At 46.9% G+C, this 13,499-nt stretch carries 14 protein-coding genes and 1 other RNA gene; 11 read left to right on the top strand and 4 right to left on the bottom strand.

Going from position 1 to position 13,499, the window contains the following annotated elements:
- Window positions 1-40 precede the first annotated feature (40 nt).
- Window positions 41-1,903, bottom strand: a complete 1,863-nt coding sequence (locus AC6I3O_RS14660; RefSeq protein ID WP_290451298.1) for an IS1634 family transposase — start codon at window positions 1,901-1,903, stop codon at window positions 41-43.
- A gap of 117 nt (window positions 1,904-2,020) precedes the next feature.
- On the opposite strand from AC6I3O_RS14660, the gene AC6I3O_RS14655 reads away from it, so the two are divergent.
- From AC6I3O_RS14655 to AC6I3O_RS14645, 3 genes are all read left to right on the top strand, one after another.
- Window positions 2,021-2,299 carry a phospholipase D-like domain-containing protein gene (locus tag AC6I3O_RS14655; protein WP_497851531.1) on the top strand — a complete coding sequence of 93 codons (279 nt, stop codon included), beginning with the start codon at window positions 2,021-2,023 and terminating at the stop codon, window positions 2,297-2,299.
- A gap of 122 nt (window positions 2,300-2,421) precedes the next feature.
- The gene (locus tag AC6I3O_RS14650) at window positions 2,422-3,951 is read left to right on the top strand and encodes a Y-family DNA polymerase (RefSeq protein ID WP_497851530.1); all 1,530 of its coding nucleotides are present in this window, start codon (window positions 2,422-2,424) and stop codon (window positions 3,949-3,951) included.
- Window positions 3,948-4,355: a YolD-like family protein gene (locus AC6I3O_RS14645; RefSeq protein ID WP_497851529.1), complete on the top strand. Its 408-nt coding sequence runs from the start codon at window positions 3,948-3,950 to the stop codon at window positions 4,353-4,355. Before AC6I3O_RS14650 ends, AC6I3O_RS14645 begins: the two co-directional genes overlap by 4 nt.
- Window positions 4,356-4,445: 90 nt before the next feature.
- Here the strand turns inward: AC6I3O_RS14645 and AC6I3O_RS14640 are convergent, their stop codons facing one another.
- Window positions 4,446-5,336, bottom strand: coding sequence for a LysR family transcriptional regulator (locus AC6I3O_RS14640; protein ID WP_497851528.1), 891 nt, complete (start codon window positions 5,334-5,336; stop codon window positions 4,446-4,448).
- Window positions 5,337-5,454: 118 nt separating this feature from the next.
- Window positions 5,455-6,216: a type I 3-dehydroquinate dehydratase gene (gene aroD, locus AC6I3O_RS14635; protein WP_497851527.1), complete on the bottom strand. Its 762-nt coding sequence runs from the start codon at window positions 6,214-6,216 to the stop codon at window positions 5,455-5,457.
- Window positions 6,217-6,401: 185 nt separating this feature from the next.
- Between aroD and spoIVA the strand changes: the two genes are divergently transcribed.
- The 8 genes from spoIVA to rnpB all read left to right on the top strand — a co-directional run bounded on the left by spoIVA (window position 6,402) and on the right by rnpB (window position 13,010).
- Entirely contained in the window at window positions 6,402-7,874 is a 1,473-nt protein-coding gene (gene spoIVA, locus AC6I3O_RS14630; RefSeq protein ID WP_497851526.1) for a stage IV sporulation protein A, read from the top strand.
- Window positions 7,875-8,138: 264 nt separating this feature from the next.
- Window positions 8,139-8,612 (top strand): MogA/MoaB family molybdenum cofactor biosynthesis protein, encoded by a 474-nt coding sequence (locus AC6I3O_RS14625; protein ID WP_497851525.1) that lies wholly within the window; start codon window positions 8,139-8,141, stop codon window positions 8,610-8,612.
- A 41-nt stretch (window positions 8,613-8,653) separates the two neighbouring features.
- Complete coding sequence (locus tag AC6I3O_RS14620) at window positions 8,654-9,337, top strand: MBL fold metallo-hydrolase (RefSeq protein WP_497851524.1); 684 nt, start codon at window positions 8,654-8,656, stop codon at window positions 9,335-9,337.
- A 33-nt stretch (window positions 9,338-9,370) separates the two neighbouring features.
- Complete coding sequence (gene rnhA / locus AC6I3O_RS14615) at window positions 9,371-9,847, top strand: ribonuclease HI (protein ID WP_497851523.1); 477 nt, start codon at window positions 9,371-9,373, stop codon at window positions 9,845-9,847.
- Window positions 9,848-9,881: 34 nt separating this feature from the next.
- Complete coding sequence (locus AC6I3O_RS14610) at window positions 9,882-10,145, top strand: type II toxin-antitoxin system RelB/DinJ family antitoxin (protein ID WP_497851522.1); 264 nt, start codon at window positions 9,882-9,884, stop codon at window positions 10,143-10,145.
- Window positions 10,146-10,148: 3 nt separating this feature from the next.
- Window positions 10,149-10,430, top strand: coding sequence for a hypothetical protein (locus tag AC6I3O_RS14605; RefSeq protein WP_497851521.1), 282 nt, complete (start codon window positions 10,149-10,151; stop codon window positions 10,428-10,430).
- Window positions 10,431-10,530: 100 nt separating this feature from the next.
- Window positions 10,531-12,519, top strand: coding sequence for an alpha-amylase family glycosyl hydrolase (locus AC6I3O_RS14600; RefSeq protein WP_497851520.1), 1,989 nt, complete (start codon window positions 10,531-10,533; stop codon window positions 12,517-12,519).
- A gap of 124 nt (window positions 12,520-12,643) precedes the next feature.
- An RNA gene (gene rnpB / locus AC6I3O_RS14595) (RNase P RNA component class A) lies at window positions 12,644-13,010 on the top strand.
- Between the two features lie 34 nt (window positions 13,011-13,044).
- Here rnpB and AC6I3O_RS14590 read toward each other — a convergent pair.
- A complete protein-coding gene (locus AC6I3O_RS14590) occupies window positions 13,045-13,491 on the bottom strand; it encodes an aspartate carbamoyltransferase regulatory subunit (RefSeq protein WP_497851519.1) in 447 nt (148 codons plus the stop codon).
- Window positions 13,492-13,499: the final 8 nt, after the last annotated feature.

The following is a 13,499-nucleotide window of genomic DNA, read 5'->3' as shown; positions in this document are numbered from 1 at the left end:
GCGCCTCTTTAGCTTTGATTATGGATGTTGTATGGAAAGACTATTTTGAAATTTTTTTGATCTTTTTATTTAGTTCTTTCGGTTGATAGTATTTTTTATCCAGACCAAGCCCCCAAATTGCATTTAGGGCTGTGCATACCTTAGAATTGTCGTAGGTTGACATGTAACACATATCTTCTATATTGGCTACTTCCATGTTCTTTAAGGTTTCAATGATATTTTCAATAGAAAAGTGTGTTCCATATCGGTTTAATTTTGTTTCTAACAGCCGGTATATCAGAAGCGATGTATAACAGATCATAAAATGTGCAACAATCCGCCGGGGCTTCTGATGGTATACAGGGCGCGCAGAAAGATTTGTCTTCGTGATCCGGAAGCAGTCTTCAATCTTATACCTGTTCGAGCTGATCCCAATTACGGTTTTTACATCGTCATCAAGATTTGTCGCTACCGCATAAAAACCATCATATTTTTCTTCTTTGTCTATAACAGCCTGATCTATTTCGTATGAATCTGTAACAGTCTCCCCACTTTTCGTACAAGAAGTTCTTTTGATGAAGCGCGTGACATCATGAGGCCCCTTTTTATAGGTATCGGGCTCCAGATTCTTAAGAAGTTTTTTTGCCCGTTCAATCTGTCGGTTCCGGATAAAACGCTGGTATTCCATCATTTTTCTGGAAAAAGTTACAATCACCTTTTGTTTTACGGTGGCTTTCGACTTTACTTTTACTGTTTTCCCGTTTTTCAGGTGCTTTTCTTCATAAAGCCCAAGATCGAATGCTTGATCGGCTTCAATGATCTTGTAAGCCTTGTCATTATATAAATCTTTATTTTCAGGATCCCGTTTATCGAAGGATTTCAAATCCTCAATTGTAACAGGTGTGTCAGAAGAAAGAAGCTTATAACCATAATCATTAAAAACAGCTTCTTTCAAATGGTCGGAAAGTTTCTTTACAGACTGGGTGACGATAAAAGCACGGCCGCCCATGGAATTAAAGTTCCTGATATTGAGCGAACCAAGGCCGGCATCTGCACAGTATATAAATTTCTTTTTCTGAAACATCTGTGAGAGCTTTTTTTCCAATGGGATAACGGTTGTCTGTTCATTGTCTGAGCCGGAAGTAATACACATGGACAGAGGGATGCCGTCCGTATCCATGAACAGCCCCATTTCAACAATGGGATTGGGGCGGTGTTCTTTGGATGGACCGTACTTACGCAGCCCCTTGATGGTTTCACCGGTCACTTCATCGACATAATCCTCGTCTTCCATTTCAGTCTCAAAATAATAATTCGTGCAGTCATAGAAACAGACAGAAGTATCCCTCTTAATAATGTTATTGCTTTTCTCGAAAAGATGGGAGATATATTCGTCATAATGATCTGCCATAAGATCCATGGTGCGCATGATATGCATGTAATCGAACTGAGGTTGTTCATAGTAATTTGCCATATGCTGCAGGGAGCTGAGTTTTGAATCCGGCGCAAGAATGCGGTCACAGGTAAGGAAACGGTTCACAAGGTTCGGGTCGAAGGTAATCTTTGAATCGGCTGTTAAGGAGTCAAAGAAAGAACCGATTTCCAGGCTGTGGTAAAGCTGTTGAAGAAAAAAGTAGCCAATATTAAGTTGTTTGCTGGAAGAAGCAAGCGAATCGGAAGCTTTAAGCTTTTCAGCAAAGTTGATCTTGAGTTCTAAAGAAATCTGATGATTAAGTTTAGCCTCCTCATTGAATTTGGCGACCTGCTCTTTGGCATAAGAAAGAGGGTCGTCGGTAATCTTTAGAAGATCAGAATGCCGACCGATCCGTGCAATATTTTTAGTAGTCGTTTTTTTCCCATTCCGGATACCGAGTTGAACGAAATAGGTAGGGTTTTTTGATTTCCTGTCATACCAAAGTTTCATAACACCATTATAGCATAGTTTCACGTGAAACACAACACCATACAACAAAATAATTTCAAAAATTTGACAAAAAAATGCAGGCTTTATAGGGACTGTAGCGATTTTATCTTTTTTTAAGTGTTAAAGATCCGGCCGGGGTTCGTCCATGCGAAGGTGTTCGTCAGCGATTCAAGGGAGGCGGTAGTTGGGACGATTAATCTGGATTACCGGAGCCTGTACCATCATTTCGAGTGTGCGACTTACCTTTATGGGGTAGACTGTATTGAAGAGATTGAAGCAGATTATCAGGATACCCTTGGAAAATGCAGGAGGGTCACGCCGGATATGGTGCGTAAGGAGAAGTGGACTGTGAAGCTTACGGGGCGGCTTGCGAAGGTTGCGGCGCCGTTGATGTAATAAAAGAAGAAGCAGTTATTGCAAATGCCGCGAACAGGTGTTTTTTTACAGTTGAAAACAAACATAGGTTCTGATATAATAAGACCAGAATCTATGTTTGTTTTTTGTGTGAGGTGATGGATGTGTCAGAGAATGACCATACTTATATTGCAATCGATCTAAAGTCCTTCTATGCTTCGGTAGAGTGTGTGGAGAGGAGCTTAGATCCCATGACTACGAATCTGGTGGTCGCTGATTTAACCCGTACGGAGAAGACAATCTGCCTGGCGGTATCGCCGTCCCTGAAAGCTTATGGAATTGCGGGAAGGGCAAGGCTGTTCGAGGTGGTGCAGCGGGTGAGAGAGGTCAACGCAAGAAGGCAGAGTATGGCGCCGGGCAGGCAGTTTCAAGGCGTTTCTTATGATGATACTGAGCTAAAAGCTTCACCTGAGAAGGCTCTTGACTATATCGTTGCGCCGCCAAGGATGGCACACTATATTGATTACAGTACCAGGATTTATGAGATTTACCTGAAATATGTTGCGCCGGAGGACTGCCATGTATATTCAATTGACGAGATTATGATGGATGTTACCCATTATCTGAATACGTATCAGATGACGGCGCGGGAACTGGCTGGGAAGATCATCCGGGATATTCATTCCACCACAGGGATCACGGCAACGGCGGGGATTGGCTCCAACCTATATCTGTGCAAGGTTGCCATGGACATTGTGGCGAAGCACATCCCGCCGGATAAGAACGGGGTGCGTATTGCGAACCTGACGGAGAAGAGTTACCGGCGGATTTTGTGGGCGCATCAGCCCATTACAGATTTTTGGCGTGTGGGTCCAGGATATGCAAAGAAGCTAAGGGAGTATGGAATGTACACGATGGGGGATGTGGCAAGATGCTCCATCGGGAAACCTGGGGAATATCATAACGAAGACTTGCTTTACAAGTTATTTGGAGTCAATGCAGAGCTTCTAATCGACCATGCCTGGGGGTGGGAGCCGTGTACCATGGCAGATATCAAGGCCTATAAGCCCAGCGCCAGCAGTATTGGTTCAGGACAAGTGCTGCATTGCCCCTATACAGTAGAGAAGGCACGGCTGGTTGTACGGGAGATGGCGGAATCTCTTGCGCTTGATCTGGTGGATAAGCATCTGGCGACGGATCAGATCATTCTGACGGTAGGTTATGACAGGGAGAGCCTGTCAGATCCTGGAAATAGGGAGTCCTGCAAGGGAGAGATTAAGACTGACCGTTACGGGCGCAGTGTTCCCAAACATGCCCACGGGACAGTGAATCTAAAGAGGCAGACGTCTTCTGCCAGGCTTATTGCAGAAGGGGCTCTTGCATTATACGATGAGAATGTGCGGAAGGATTATCTTGTACGGAGGATTGCCATAAGCGCCAATCATGTGGTCGATGAGTGTACGGTGAAGAACAGGTCTGTGTATGAACAGCTTGACCTGTTCACGGATTACGCAGCCCTTAAAGAAGAACAGGAGGCAGAAGAGGCAGAACTTAGGCGGGAGAGGAGCCTTTCGCAGGCGGTGTTGGATATTAAGAAAAAGTATGGAAAGAATGCGATCCTCAAGGGAATCAACCTGATGGAGGGGGCAACGGCAATAGACCGAAATCAGCAGATTGGAGGACATCGGGCATGAGAGAATGGAATAAGTATCAGGATATCATTCACCTTCCGCGCCATGTATCTAATACACATGCACATATGCCGGTAGAGGACAGGGCTGCGCAGTTTGCGCCCTTCGCCGCCCTTACCGGACACCATGAGGCTGTAAAAGAGGCGGCAAGGCTGACGGATAAGAGGATGGAACTGGACGAATACTGCAAAGAGGTGATCAATGGAAAACTTCAGGAGATAAAGGAAAGGATGGGGATAAAACCGAAAGTTTCAGTCACTTATTTTGTGCCGGATATCCAGAAAGAAGGCGGAGCTTATGTGACGGTGACAGGATATGTGAAGAAGGTGGATGAGTATGGACGGACGCTGTGTCTGGAAGACGGAACAAAGATTTTGATAGATGAGATTATTGAGATTAAAGGATAATTGCTCCCTACGATATCATTTTGTGGAAGAGGAAGCGTCCGACACCCACGAGACAGGATGTAAGCTGTCCCGTGGGATTGCGCGGAAGGGTTACAACTGCAAGTCCGTATGGTCTGACACGAATTTTTTAAAATGTTGGATCACCGGCGCCTGATATACATTTTTCATGGTTGCCATATAGAAGATCCGTTCCCAGGTTGGCTTGACAATTTCTATAATCTTGACAGGCATGTAATCCAGGACGGACATTCGTGGGACGACAGCGATGCCGAAGCCTGCGCTCACAAGACCGGCGACTGCCTGGTCTTCTTCCAGTGCGAAGTCACTCTGGGGGCGGCCGCCGCATTTTTCAAACAGCTTGTCGATGACGGGCTTTAGCCCGCTTTGCTTTGAAAATGTAATCTGAGGATAGGCAAGAGTATCCCTGAGATCAATAGAATCTCGTTCCTCCAGGGGATGTCCCTTTGGAACGATGAGCACCAATTCCTGGCAGAAGATGGGAATGAATTCAATCAAGGGTTCATTCTCCACCTTGCAGCAGAAGGCAATATCATACCGACGCTCTTTCAGACCTCGGATAATGTGTTGTGTCAGGTCGGTGGAAGTGTGAAAGTAAAAATGAATATTCTTATTTGGTTTTGAATCCAGGAAATCTTTCACAAATTTGGGGACGGTGGAGCTTAGTGTGCGAAGCATGCCGATATCGACGCGGCCTTCGCCAAGTCCTGTCATCTGGAGTCTGTTGACGCTGGAATCCAGCATCTCAAGAGACTGCTCCACATCAGTCAAAAATGCCTGGCCGCATTTGGTCAAAACTACATTGCGGCCGTCTTTTTCAAATAATTTTACTCCCAGTTCTTTCTCAAGAGAGGAGATTGCATGGCTTAGGCTTGGTTGTGTAATAGCCAGGATCTCAGCGGCTTTCGTATAATGTTCTAAATGAGCCAGTGTCACAAAGTACCTGAGATGATAAAGATTCATAGGAGTTCTCCTTTCTTCATTCGTTTCACCATATTCAGTTGTATAATAATAATATTTTATCATGAACAAAAAAGAAAATCTACGGTTTTCTTTATTATTCGTAATTAAGCTTTATTGTCTAGAATATCTGGTGAATCGTTTGGAGGACGCTGTTTAATTTTCCGGCGTCAATCTGCCCGGGGGCAGATGCTTTTTCTCCTGAGCCAAAGGTCAGGCAGGAACCAAAAACTTCACCTGCAATGCGGCTGATGCTTCCAAGACCAGACATAGAGATTGTGATGATTGGGCGGTCTGCATATTCAGACGCCATCTCTTCCGTAGCGGCAAGGAGGGTGAGGACATCTTTTTTTGTCCGGGGCATAACGGCTATTTTGGGGATATCCGCTCCCATATCCTGCATCTTACGCAGACGGTAAACAATGTCAGATTTGGAAGGCGTCTTGTCAAAATCATGGTTGGAGGCAACAACCTTTGCATTATTTTTATGAATAAAAGAAATCAGGTCGGTCACAATCCCATCTCCGGTGAAAATCTCCACGTCGATGAGGTCGGCATTACCGGTGGCTGCCACTGCCTTATTCAGGGAAATGTAGGCTTGGGTATCCATCTCACGGACGCCCCCTTCTTTTTTGGTGCGGAAGGTAAACAAAAGAGGGGTTTCGCCAAGCGCAGCCCGAATATCTGCCAGCGTTTCTTTTACTTTTTCGATATCGTCGATCTCTTCAAACCAGTCTGAGCGCCATTCCATCAGATCCATATGCATTTTTTTATATTGAATGGTTTTGGAAAGGAGCTCTTCCCGGGTTTTTCCAATATTCGGGATACAGATTGCCGGCACGCCTGTCCCCAGTTTCAAATTCCTTATTTTTATAGTATTCATAATTCGTTCTCCATCTCTGTACTTTTCTAGTTGAAGTACATCCGTCCGCAGGATATGCTGTATGGGTGATTTCCGAAATATATTTTAACAAATTTTATAGAAGGAATCAAATGTTTTCAAATGCAGGAATTTATAGAAATAAGCCTGCATATATTCTAACAGCACGAACGGAAGGGGCAAGGAGCATGGAGCAATATCATTTATACAAGGATATACAAGCCAGGACAAACGGAGAAATCTACATTGGAGTCGTAGGCCCGGTGAGGACGGGAAAATCTACATTTATCAAGCGGTTCATGGACGTGTTGGTCCTGCCGCATATGGAAGACGAACACGGAAGGGAAAGAACAAAAGATGAGCTTCCACAATCTGCGTCAGGGCGTACGATTATGACCACAGAACCCAAATTCGTCCCGAAAGAAGCGGCAGAAATCAAGGTATCGGAGGATGTAAAAGTACGGGTAAGGCTTATCGACTGCGTCGGCTACATGGTGGAGGGAGCTTCCGGCCATGTGGAGGGCGGGGAGGAACGGCAGGTGAAAACACCTTGGTTTGACCATGAGATTCCATTTACCAAGGCGGCGGCAATCGGAACCAGAAAAGTCATCCACGACCATTCCACCATCGGCATCGTAGTCACGACAGACGGCAGCATCACGGATATCCCTCAGGAGAATTACCGGGAGGGGACGGAGAAGACCATCCGGGAGCTTCAAAGCATCGGAAAGCCCTTTGTGGTGCTGGTGAATTCTAAAAAGCCTTTCAGCGATGAGGCAAAACAGGCGGCCCAGGAATGTGAACAGCAGTATGGCGTAAGCGCGATTCCGGTCAACTGTGAGCAGTTGAAAGAGGAGGATATCACAAGAATCATGGAAGCAGTATTATATGAATTTCCGGTTTCCGAGGTGCAGTTCTTTATCCCGAAATGGGTGGAAATGCTGCCAAGGGAACACAAAATCAAACAGGAATTATTAGTACATATCAAGGATATCCTGAACCGTTTCGGGGAAATACGGGACGCCGTGGCAGGCATTGAGATGCCGGAGTGCATGTATATTGAGGAAATGAAGGTAGACCATATCGAGATGGATACTGGGTGCGTGAAGGTGCGCATACAGGTGGCGGAAAAGTTCTACTATGAGATGTTGAGCGAGCTGACCGGAACACATATTGCGGGGCAGTATGAGCTTGTGGCGGCGATGAAGAACTTGTCAGAGCTGAAAAAAGAGTATGAAGGGGTGCGGGATGCATTTGCTTCGGTACGGATGCGGGGGTACGGCGTGGTCAGTCCCCAGAAAGAGGAGATTACCTTGGAGGAACCTACCATCATCAAGCAAGGCAGTAAATATGGGGTCAAGATTCATTCGGAGGCTCCTTCCATTCATCTTATCCGCGCAAATATTGAGACGGAGATCGCGCCCATTGTGGGAAGCGAACAGCAGGCGCAGGATTTAATCCGTTATATCAAGGATGCGAAGGAGAGCGAGGAAGGAATCTGGGGTACGAATATCTTCGGGAAATCCATCGAGGAGCTGGTGATGGACGGGATGCAGAACAAGATGGCGATGATTAATGATGAGAGTCAGGAGAAGCTTCAGGATACCATGCAGAAGATTGTGAACGACAGCAACGGAGGGCTGGTCTGTATCATTATCTAGTAAAATGCTTTACACGTCTGGGATAATTTGCTATGATTGTTTTACTGGCATTTGTATCGTGCAAAGCCGCAGGGCTGTCATGAAATGGTTTGTTTTGACAGCTCTTTCGGCGCTTGCACGTGTGCTTTGCTTTGCATCTTTTCCGGATAGGGACTGAGAGGGGCTACTGTGAAGACAGATTCGGCCGGGCAAGATGTATGGATGTGAAGAAAAAGGAGATTTTGGAAAGTACGAGAGTTTCCGGGAAATAAGCGGAGGTATGATATGAGAGTTGCAATTATTACGGCAAGTACGGATGTATACAAGGGAAATGCGGAGAATGAGAGCGGGGAGGCAATCATGGAGATGATGGAGGAGGCGGGCTTTGAAATCGTGTTCATGCGTGCGCTTCCCAATGACAGGGAGGTGCTGTCAACGGTAATGACCAGGATGATTGATGCATTCCTGACGGATCTTGTGTTGACGACTGGAGGCGCAGGATGCGGGCCTTCTGACTGTACGCCTGAGGCGACCATGGATATCATTGAGAAGCCGATTCTGGGAATCCCGGAGGCGATGCGCGCCCATACGATGAAGATGACTAAGCGTTCCATGCTGAACCGGAGTGTTGCGGGAATCCGAAAGGATGTGCTGATCGTGAACCTTCCGGGGAAGGCCCAGGCTGTGAGAGAGACTTTGAAGTATCTGCTGCCGGAGTTGATTCACGCCGTGGAGGTCATTCAGGGCGAGGCGTTTTAAGGGAATGTGCAGGGAAGAACTGAGCGGAGGAAAATAGCTGTATGAAGATTACGTATCTGGAGCATAGTGGATATATGGCGGAGGTTGAAGGCAGGATATTGGTTTTTGATTATTATAAGGGAACGCTGCCCAAACTGCCGGAAAAGGCGAAGATTTATGTATTTGCAAGCCATGTCCATAGTGACCATTTTAATAAACAGATTTTTGATTGGCAGGGCCGTTATACGGATATCCACTATATTCTCTCGGATGATATCAAGGCGGATGCTCCGGAGGGCAGATGTACTTTGATAGGGCCGTGCCGGGAGATTACCCTTGACGGAATGGAGATACGGACGCTTAAATCCACGGACGAGGGCGTTGCATTTCTGGTGCGCGTGGGGGAACAGGTTATTTATCATGCAGGCGACCTGAACTGGTGGCATTGGGAGGAAGAAAGTGCGGAGTATAACGAGATGATGCGCTGCCGTTTTTTGCATGAGATGGAGAAGATTGAGGGGGAGGTCATTGACGTTGCGTTCCTTCCGTTAGACCCGAGGCAGGAGGAACAGTATGCCTGGGGATTCGATTATTTTATGCGCCACACCCGGACAGGTTGTGCGTTCCCGATGCATTTTTGGGGACAGTATGAGATATGTGACAGGCTGAGGAACGACGCCCTTTCGGAACCCTACCGGGAACGGGTCATGCGGGTGATGAAACAGCAGCAGGTATTTGAAGTGTGAGCCGGCCATACGGCAGCGAAAAGGAGGAACAGGATGAAGGTAAAGATCTATACGGACGGCGCGGCGAGGGGGAACCCGGACGGGCCGGGAGGATACGGAACCGTGTTGGAATATGTAGATACAAAGGGGGAACTGCATACGAAGGAGCTTTCCCAGGGATATAAAAAGACGACCAACAACCGGATGGAGCTGATGGCTGTAATTGCCGGGCTGGAAGCGCTGAACCGTCCATGCGAGGTGGAGCTGTACTCGGATTCCCAGTACGTGGTCAATGCGTTTAATCAGCATTGGATTGACGGCTGGGTGAAGAAAGGATGGAAACGGGGAAAGAATGAGCCGGTGAAGAATGTGGATTTGTGGAAACGGCTGCTTGCTGCGAAGGAGAAGCATTGGGTGACATTTATCTGGGTCAAGGGGCATGACGGGCATCCCCAGAATGAGAGGTGCGACGCCCTTGCGACGGGGGCTGCGGACGGCGGTAATCTGATTGAGGATGTCGTGGCACTGTAATACAATAATAGTACAAAATCAAGGGAGATGCAATATGGCAACACTACAAATTCGTATTGATGATACATTAAAAAAGCAAGCAGATTCATTATTTTCCAGCCTTGGACTGGATACTTCAGCGGCAATACGCATTTTTTTGAATGCGTCTATTGAAAATGACGGAATTCCTTTTACTGTAAGACATAAGGCAATTCCATCCTCTCTTCAAGAAGCAGTTTATGACAGCAGATTTCGTAAAAATCTGAATGGTCCTTTTGATAGTGCGGAAGATGCTGTTTCTTCCATGCTAGAGGATTAGGTCATGTATAAAATTGTTTACACCAATCGCATGAAGAAAGATGTCAGATTGATGAAAAAGCGAGGCAAAGATATTGGAAAACTTACAAATTTATGTATCAAATCTTTGAGGATACTCTTATTCTTTCGGCTACCGCAACCGGCAGTCATGCGGATTTGTTTGGAAAGTAAAATTCTTTTACGTCGCCAAATTAAGCTGGGAGCTATTGGGCATTCGCCCGATGAAACAGTGGCGAGTATTGCTGCTAATACATTTTCTATGGCGGACATAGGAATTTTATGGTAAACTAATAAAGTGTCGCCCGTGGTTTGTCTGTCTCATGTCAGGCAGGACAAGCAGATGGCAGGGTGATATCCGAAATATTTATTAGGAGGTACGGATAACGATGGCATGGTATGACGAGGCAGTATTTTATCACATTTATCCGTTGGGGCTTACCGGCGCGCCTAAGGAGAATCCATATGGGGAGCCGGAGCACAGGCTGAACACATTGATACCGTGGATTGACCACATCAAGGAGATTGGATGTAATGCAATCTATATAGGCCCGCTTTTTGAGTCTGTGGGGCACGGGTATGAGACCACAGATTATAAGAAGCTGGACAGCCGTCTTGGGACCAATGAGGATCTGACAGCGTTTGTGGGTGAGTGCCACAGGCAGGGCGTGAAGGTCATTTTCGACGGAGTGTTCAACCACACCGGGCGGGATTTTTTCGCGTTTCAGGATATTAAGAAGAACCGGGAGAATTCACGGTACAAGGACTGGTATCGGAATGTGAATTTTTGGGGGAATAATCAGTTTAACGACGGGTTTTCCTACGAGAACTGGGGAGGTTATGACCTTCTTGCGAAACTGAACCAGCAGAACCCGGAAGTGCGGGATTATATCGGTGACGTAATCCGTTTCTGGGTAAATGAATTCGATGTGGACGGAATTCGTCTGGATGCGGCGGATGTGTTAGATTTTGAATATATGAAGGCGCTCCGCCAGGTAGCGAATGAAGTGAAACCGGAGTTCTGGCTGATGGGCGAGGTGATCCATGGGGATTATAACCGCTGGGTGAATGAAGGGACATTGCATTCCGTCACCAATTACCATTTGCATAAAGCCCTGTATTCGGGGCATAACGACCATAATTATTTTGAGATTGCCCATACGGTAAAGCGGCTCTACGGCATGGGAGGGAATCGTCCGGAGGGGCTTAAACTCTATAATTTTGTGGACAACCATGACGTGGAGCGGATCTATACGAAGCTGAATAATAAGGCGCATTTTGCACCGGTGCATGTACTTTTGTATACGCTGCCGGGGGTTCCGTCGGTTTATTACGGGTCGGAGTTTGGGATTGAAGGGCGCAAGGAGCGGCATTCTGACGATTCCCTAAGACCTGCGCTGTCCCTTGGCGATTACAAGGATGCCATAGAGGAGAACCCGTATACAAGGTTGGTTGCGGCGCTTGGAAAGGTGCGCCAGAATACGCCTGCTCTTTCTTATGGGGACTATCAGGAATTGACGCTGACGAACCGTCAGTATGCATTTTCCAGGAATTATCAAGGGGAATCGGTCATTGTTACTGTGAATAATGACGACAAAGATTTTACGATGAATCTTCCTGCAGGAAATGCAGCGGCGTATGTGGGCGCGTTGTCAGGAGAAAAGGTGGCTGTGGACAATGGGCGGATTTCGGTCAGTGTGAAGGCGAATTCCGGGGAGATCTGGATTCCGGCATCCGACGGACAGGCGATAAAGACGGGAGGCGTTGCGGATATCGGGAGCCGGAGCGTGGGAACGGCGGATTTCGGAAAGCCGGATGTAACAGTCTTGGCCAAAAATGTACAGGAAAAACGGGATATGGACGATGCCGAGACGAAGGCAGAGGCAGTCAGCAAGGCGACAGAGTGTGTCGGGATTGTGCCTGTAACGGCAGAAGGGAACGCTGAAAAGCTCAGGGAGATTGAAAAAGCGGCAGAGAAAGCCGGGAAATCTTCGGTCGGGGCGCCGAAGGGGATTGCAGAGGAAGAACATGCCAGGGAAGCCGTGGAGATTGTGGAAGAGCTGGTAGCAGAGGCAATGCTGGAATCTGTGGAGGAGAAAAAGGCGAAGCTAGAGTCCAGGGAGAAATTGGATGCGATTGCAGAACAGATGATCGACGAGGCGATGGAAAGCCTGACGGAGACGGCGGGAAAGAAGCCGGAGGAAGATGAAACGGAAGAATACCGGGAGGCTTTCGAGAAGGGAAAGATTGCCGGGCTTCAGGAGGCGATTCTTGCAATTATGAGTAAGAACGGAGCAGTCACAGACCAGATGAGAAAGGACGTCACGGATAATGTTTACCATGATTCCTTGATTAACTGGATTAAAAGTTTCCGGTAACCCATCCGGATAAGGAATTGTTTTTTTAGAGATTCTGTGTTATATTAATTGCATTGTGGGATTGCTTGTGCGTCAGGAACGGTTGGGCGCCATGGAAGAGGCAATGCAGGATATCTTAATATTGCAAGTAAGACAGGTAATCGCGTCTGCAAATGATGGCCTTTGCCCGTCAGGCCGAAAGGCAGCAGATGAGGAAAGTCCGGGCTTCACAGGGCAGGATGCCGGATAACGTCCGGTGGAGGCGACTCCAAGGAAAGTGCAACAGAAATGAACCGCCATTTGATATGGTAAGGGTGGAAGGGCAGTGTAAGAGACTACCGCCTTGCTGGTAACAGCAGGGGCACATGTAAACCCCATCCGAAGCAAGACCGGATAAAGACAATGTGGCGGCCCGTCACGTCTTAGGTAGGTTGCTTGACCCCGTCGGCAACGGCGGGGCTAGATAGATGATTACCCAACGACATAACCCGGCTTATCGTCTTGCTTGCAAAGCTATTTAGAGATAGAAATAAGCGCCGGCGGCGCTTATTTTAATTTTCCGTGATACTTCTCTTCACAGTATTTGCAGCGATATATTTCCTTCTCCGGGTCGGTGAGGACGAATACATGGTCTAACCCTTGCTCAATCGACGTTATGCATCGTGGATTCTTGCAGCGGATGATGTTGGTAATCTCTTTCGGGAGATGCAGGCACTTCTTTGCCACAATCTGAGAATCCTTGATTAGATTAATGGTAATATTGTGGTCGATGAAACCAAGCACATCCAAATCAATAAAATCAATGGGGCATTCAATCTTCATGATATCCTTCTTGCCCATCTTATTGCTCTTGGCATTCTTGATAATGGCAACGCAGCAGTCTAACTTGTCCAGATGAAGATATTTGTAAATATCCATGCAGCGTCCAGCCTGTATATGGTCTAATACGAAACCTTCTTCGATACGTCCGACATTCAGTGTATTTTTTAACATGATTTTCC

It is taken from the genome of Sporofaciens sp. St.21A7 (assembly GCF_059728535.1).
The sequence above is the reverse complement of the archived record's forward strand: the minus strand, read 5'-3'. Positions and strand labels throughout refer to the sequence as shown.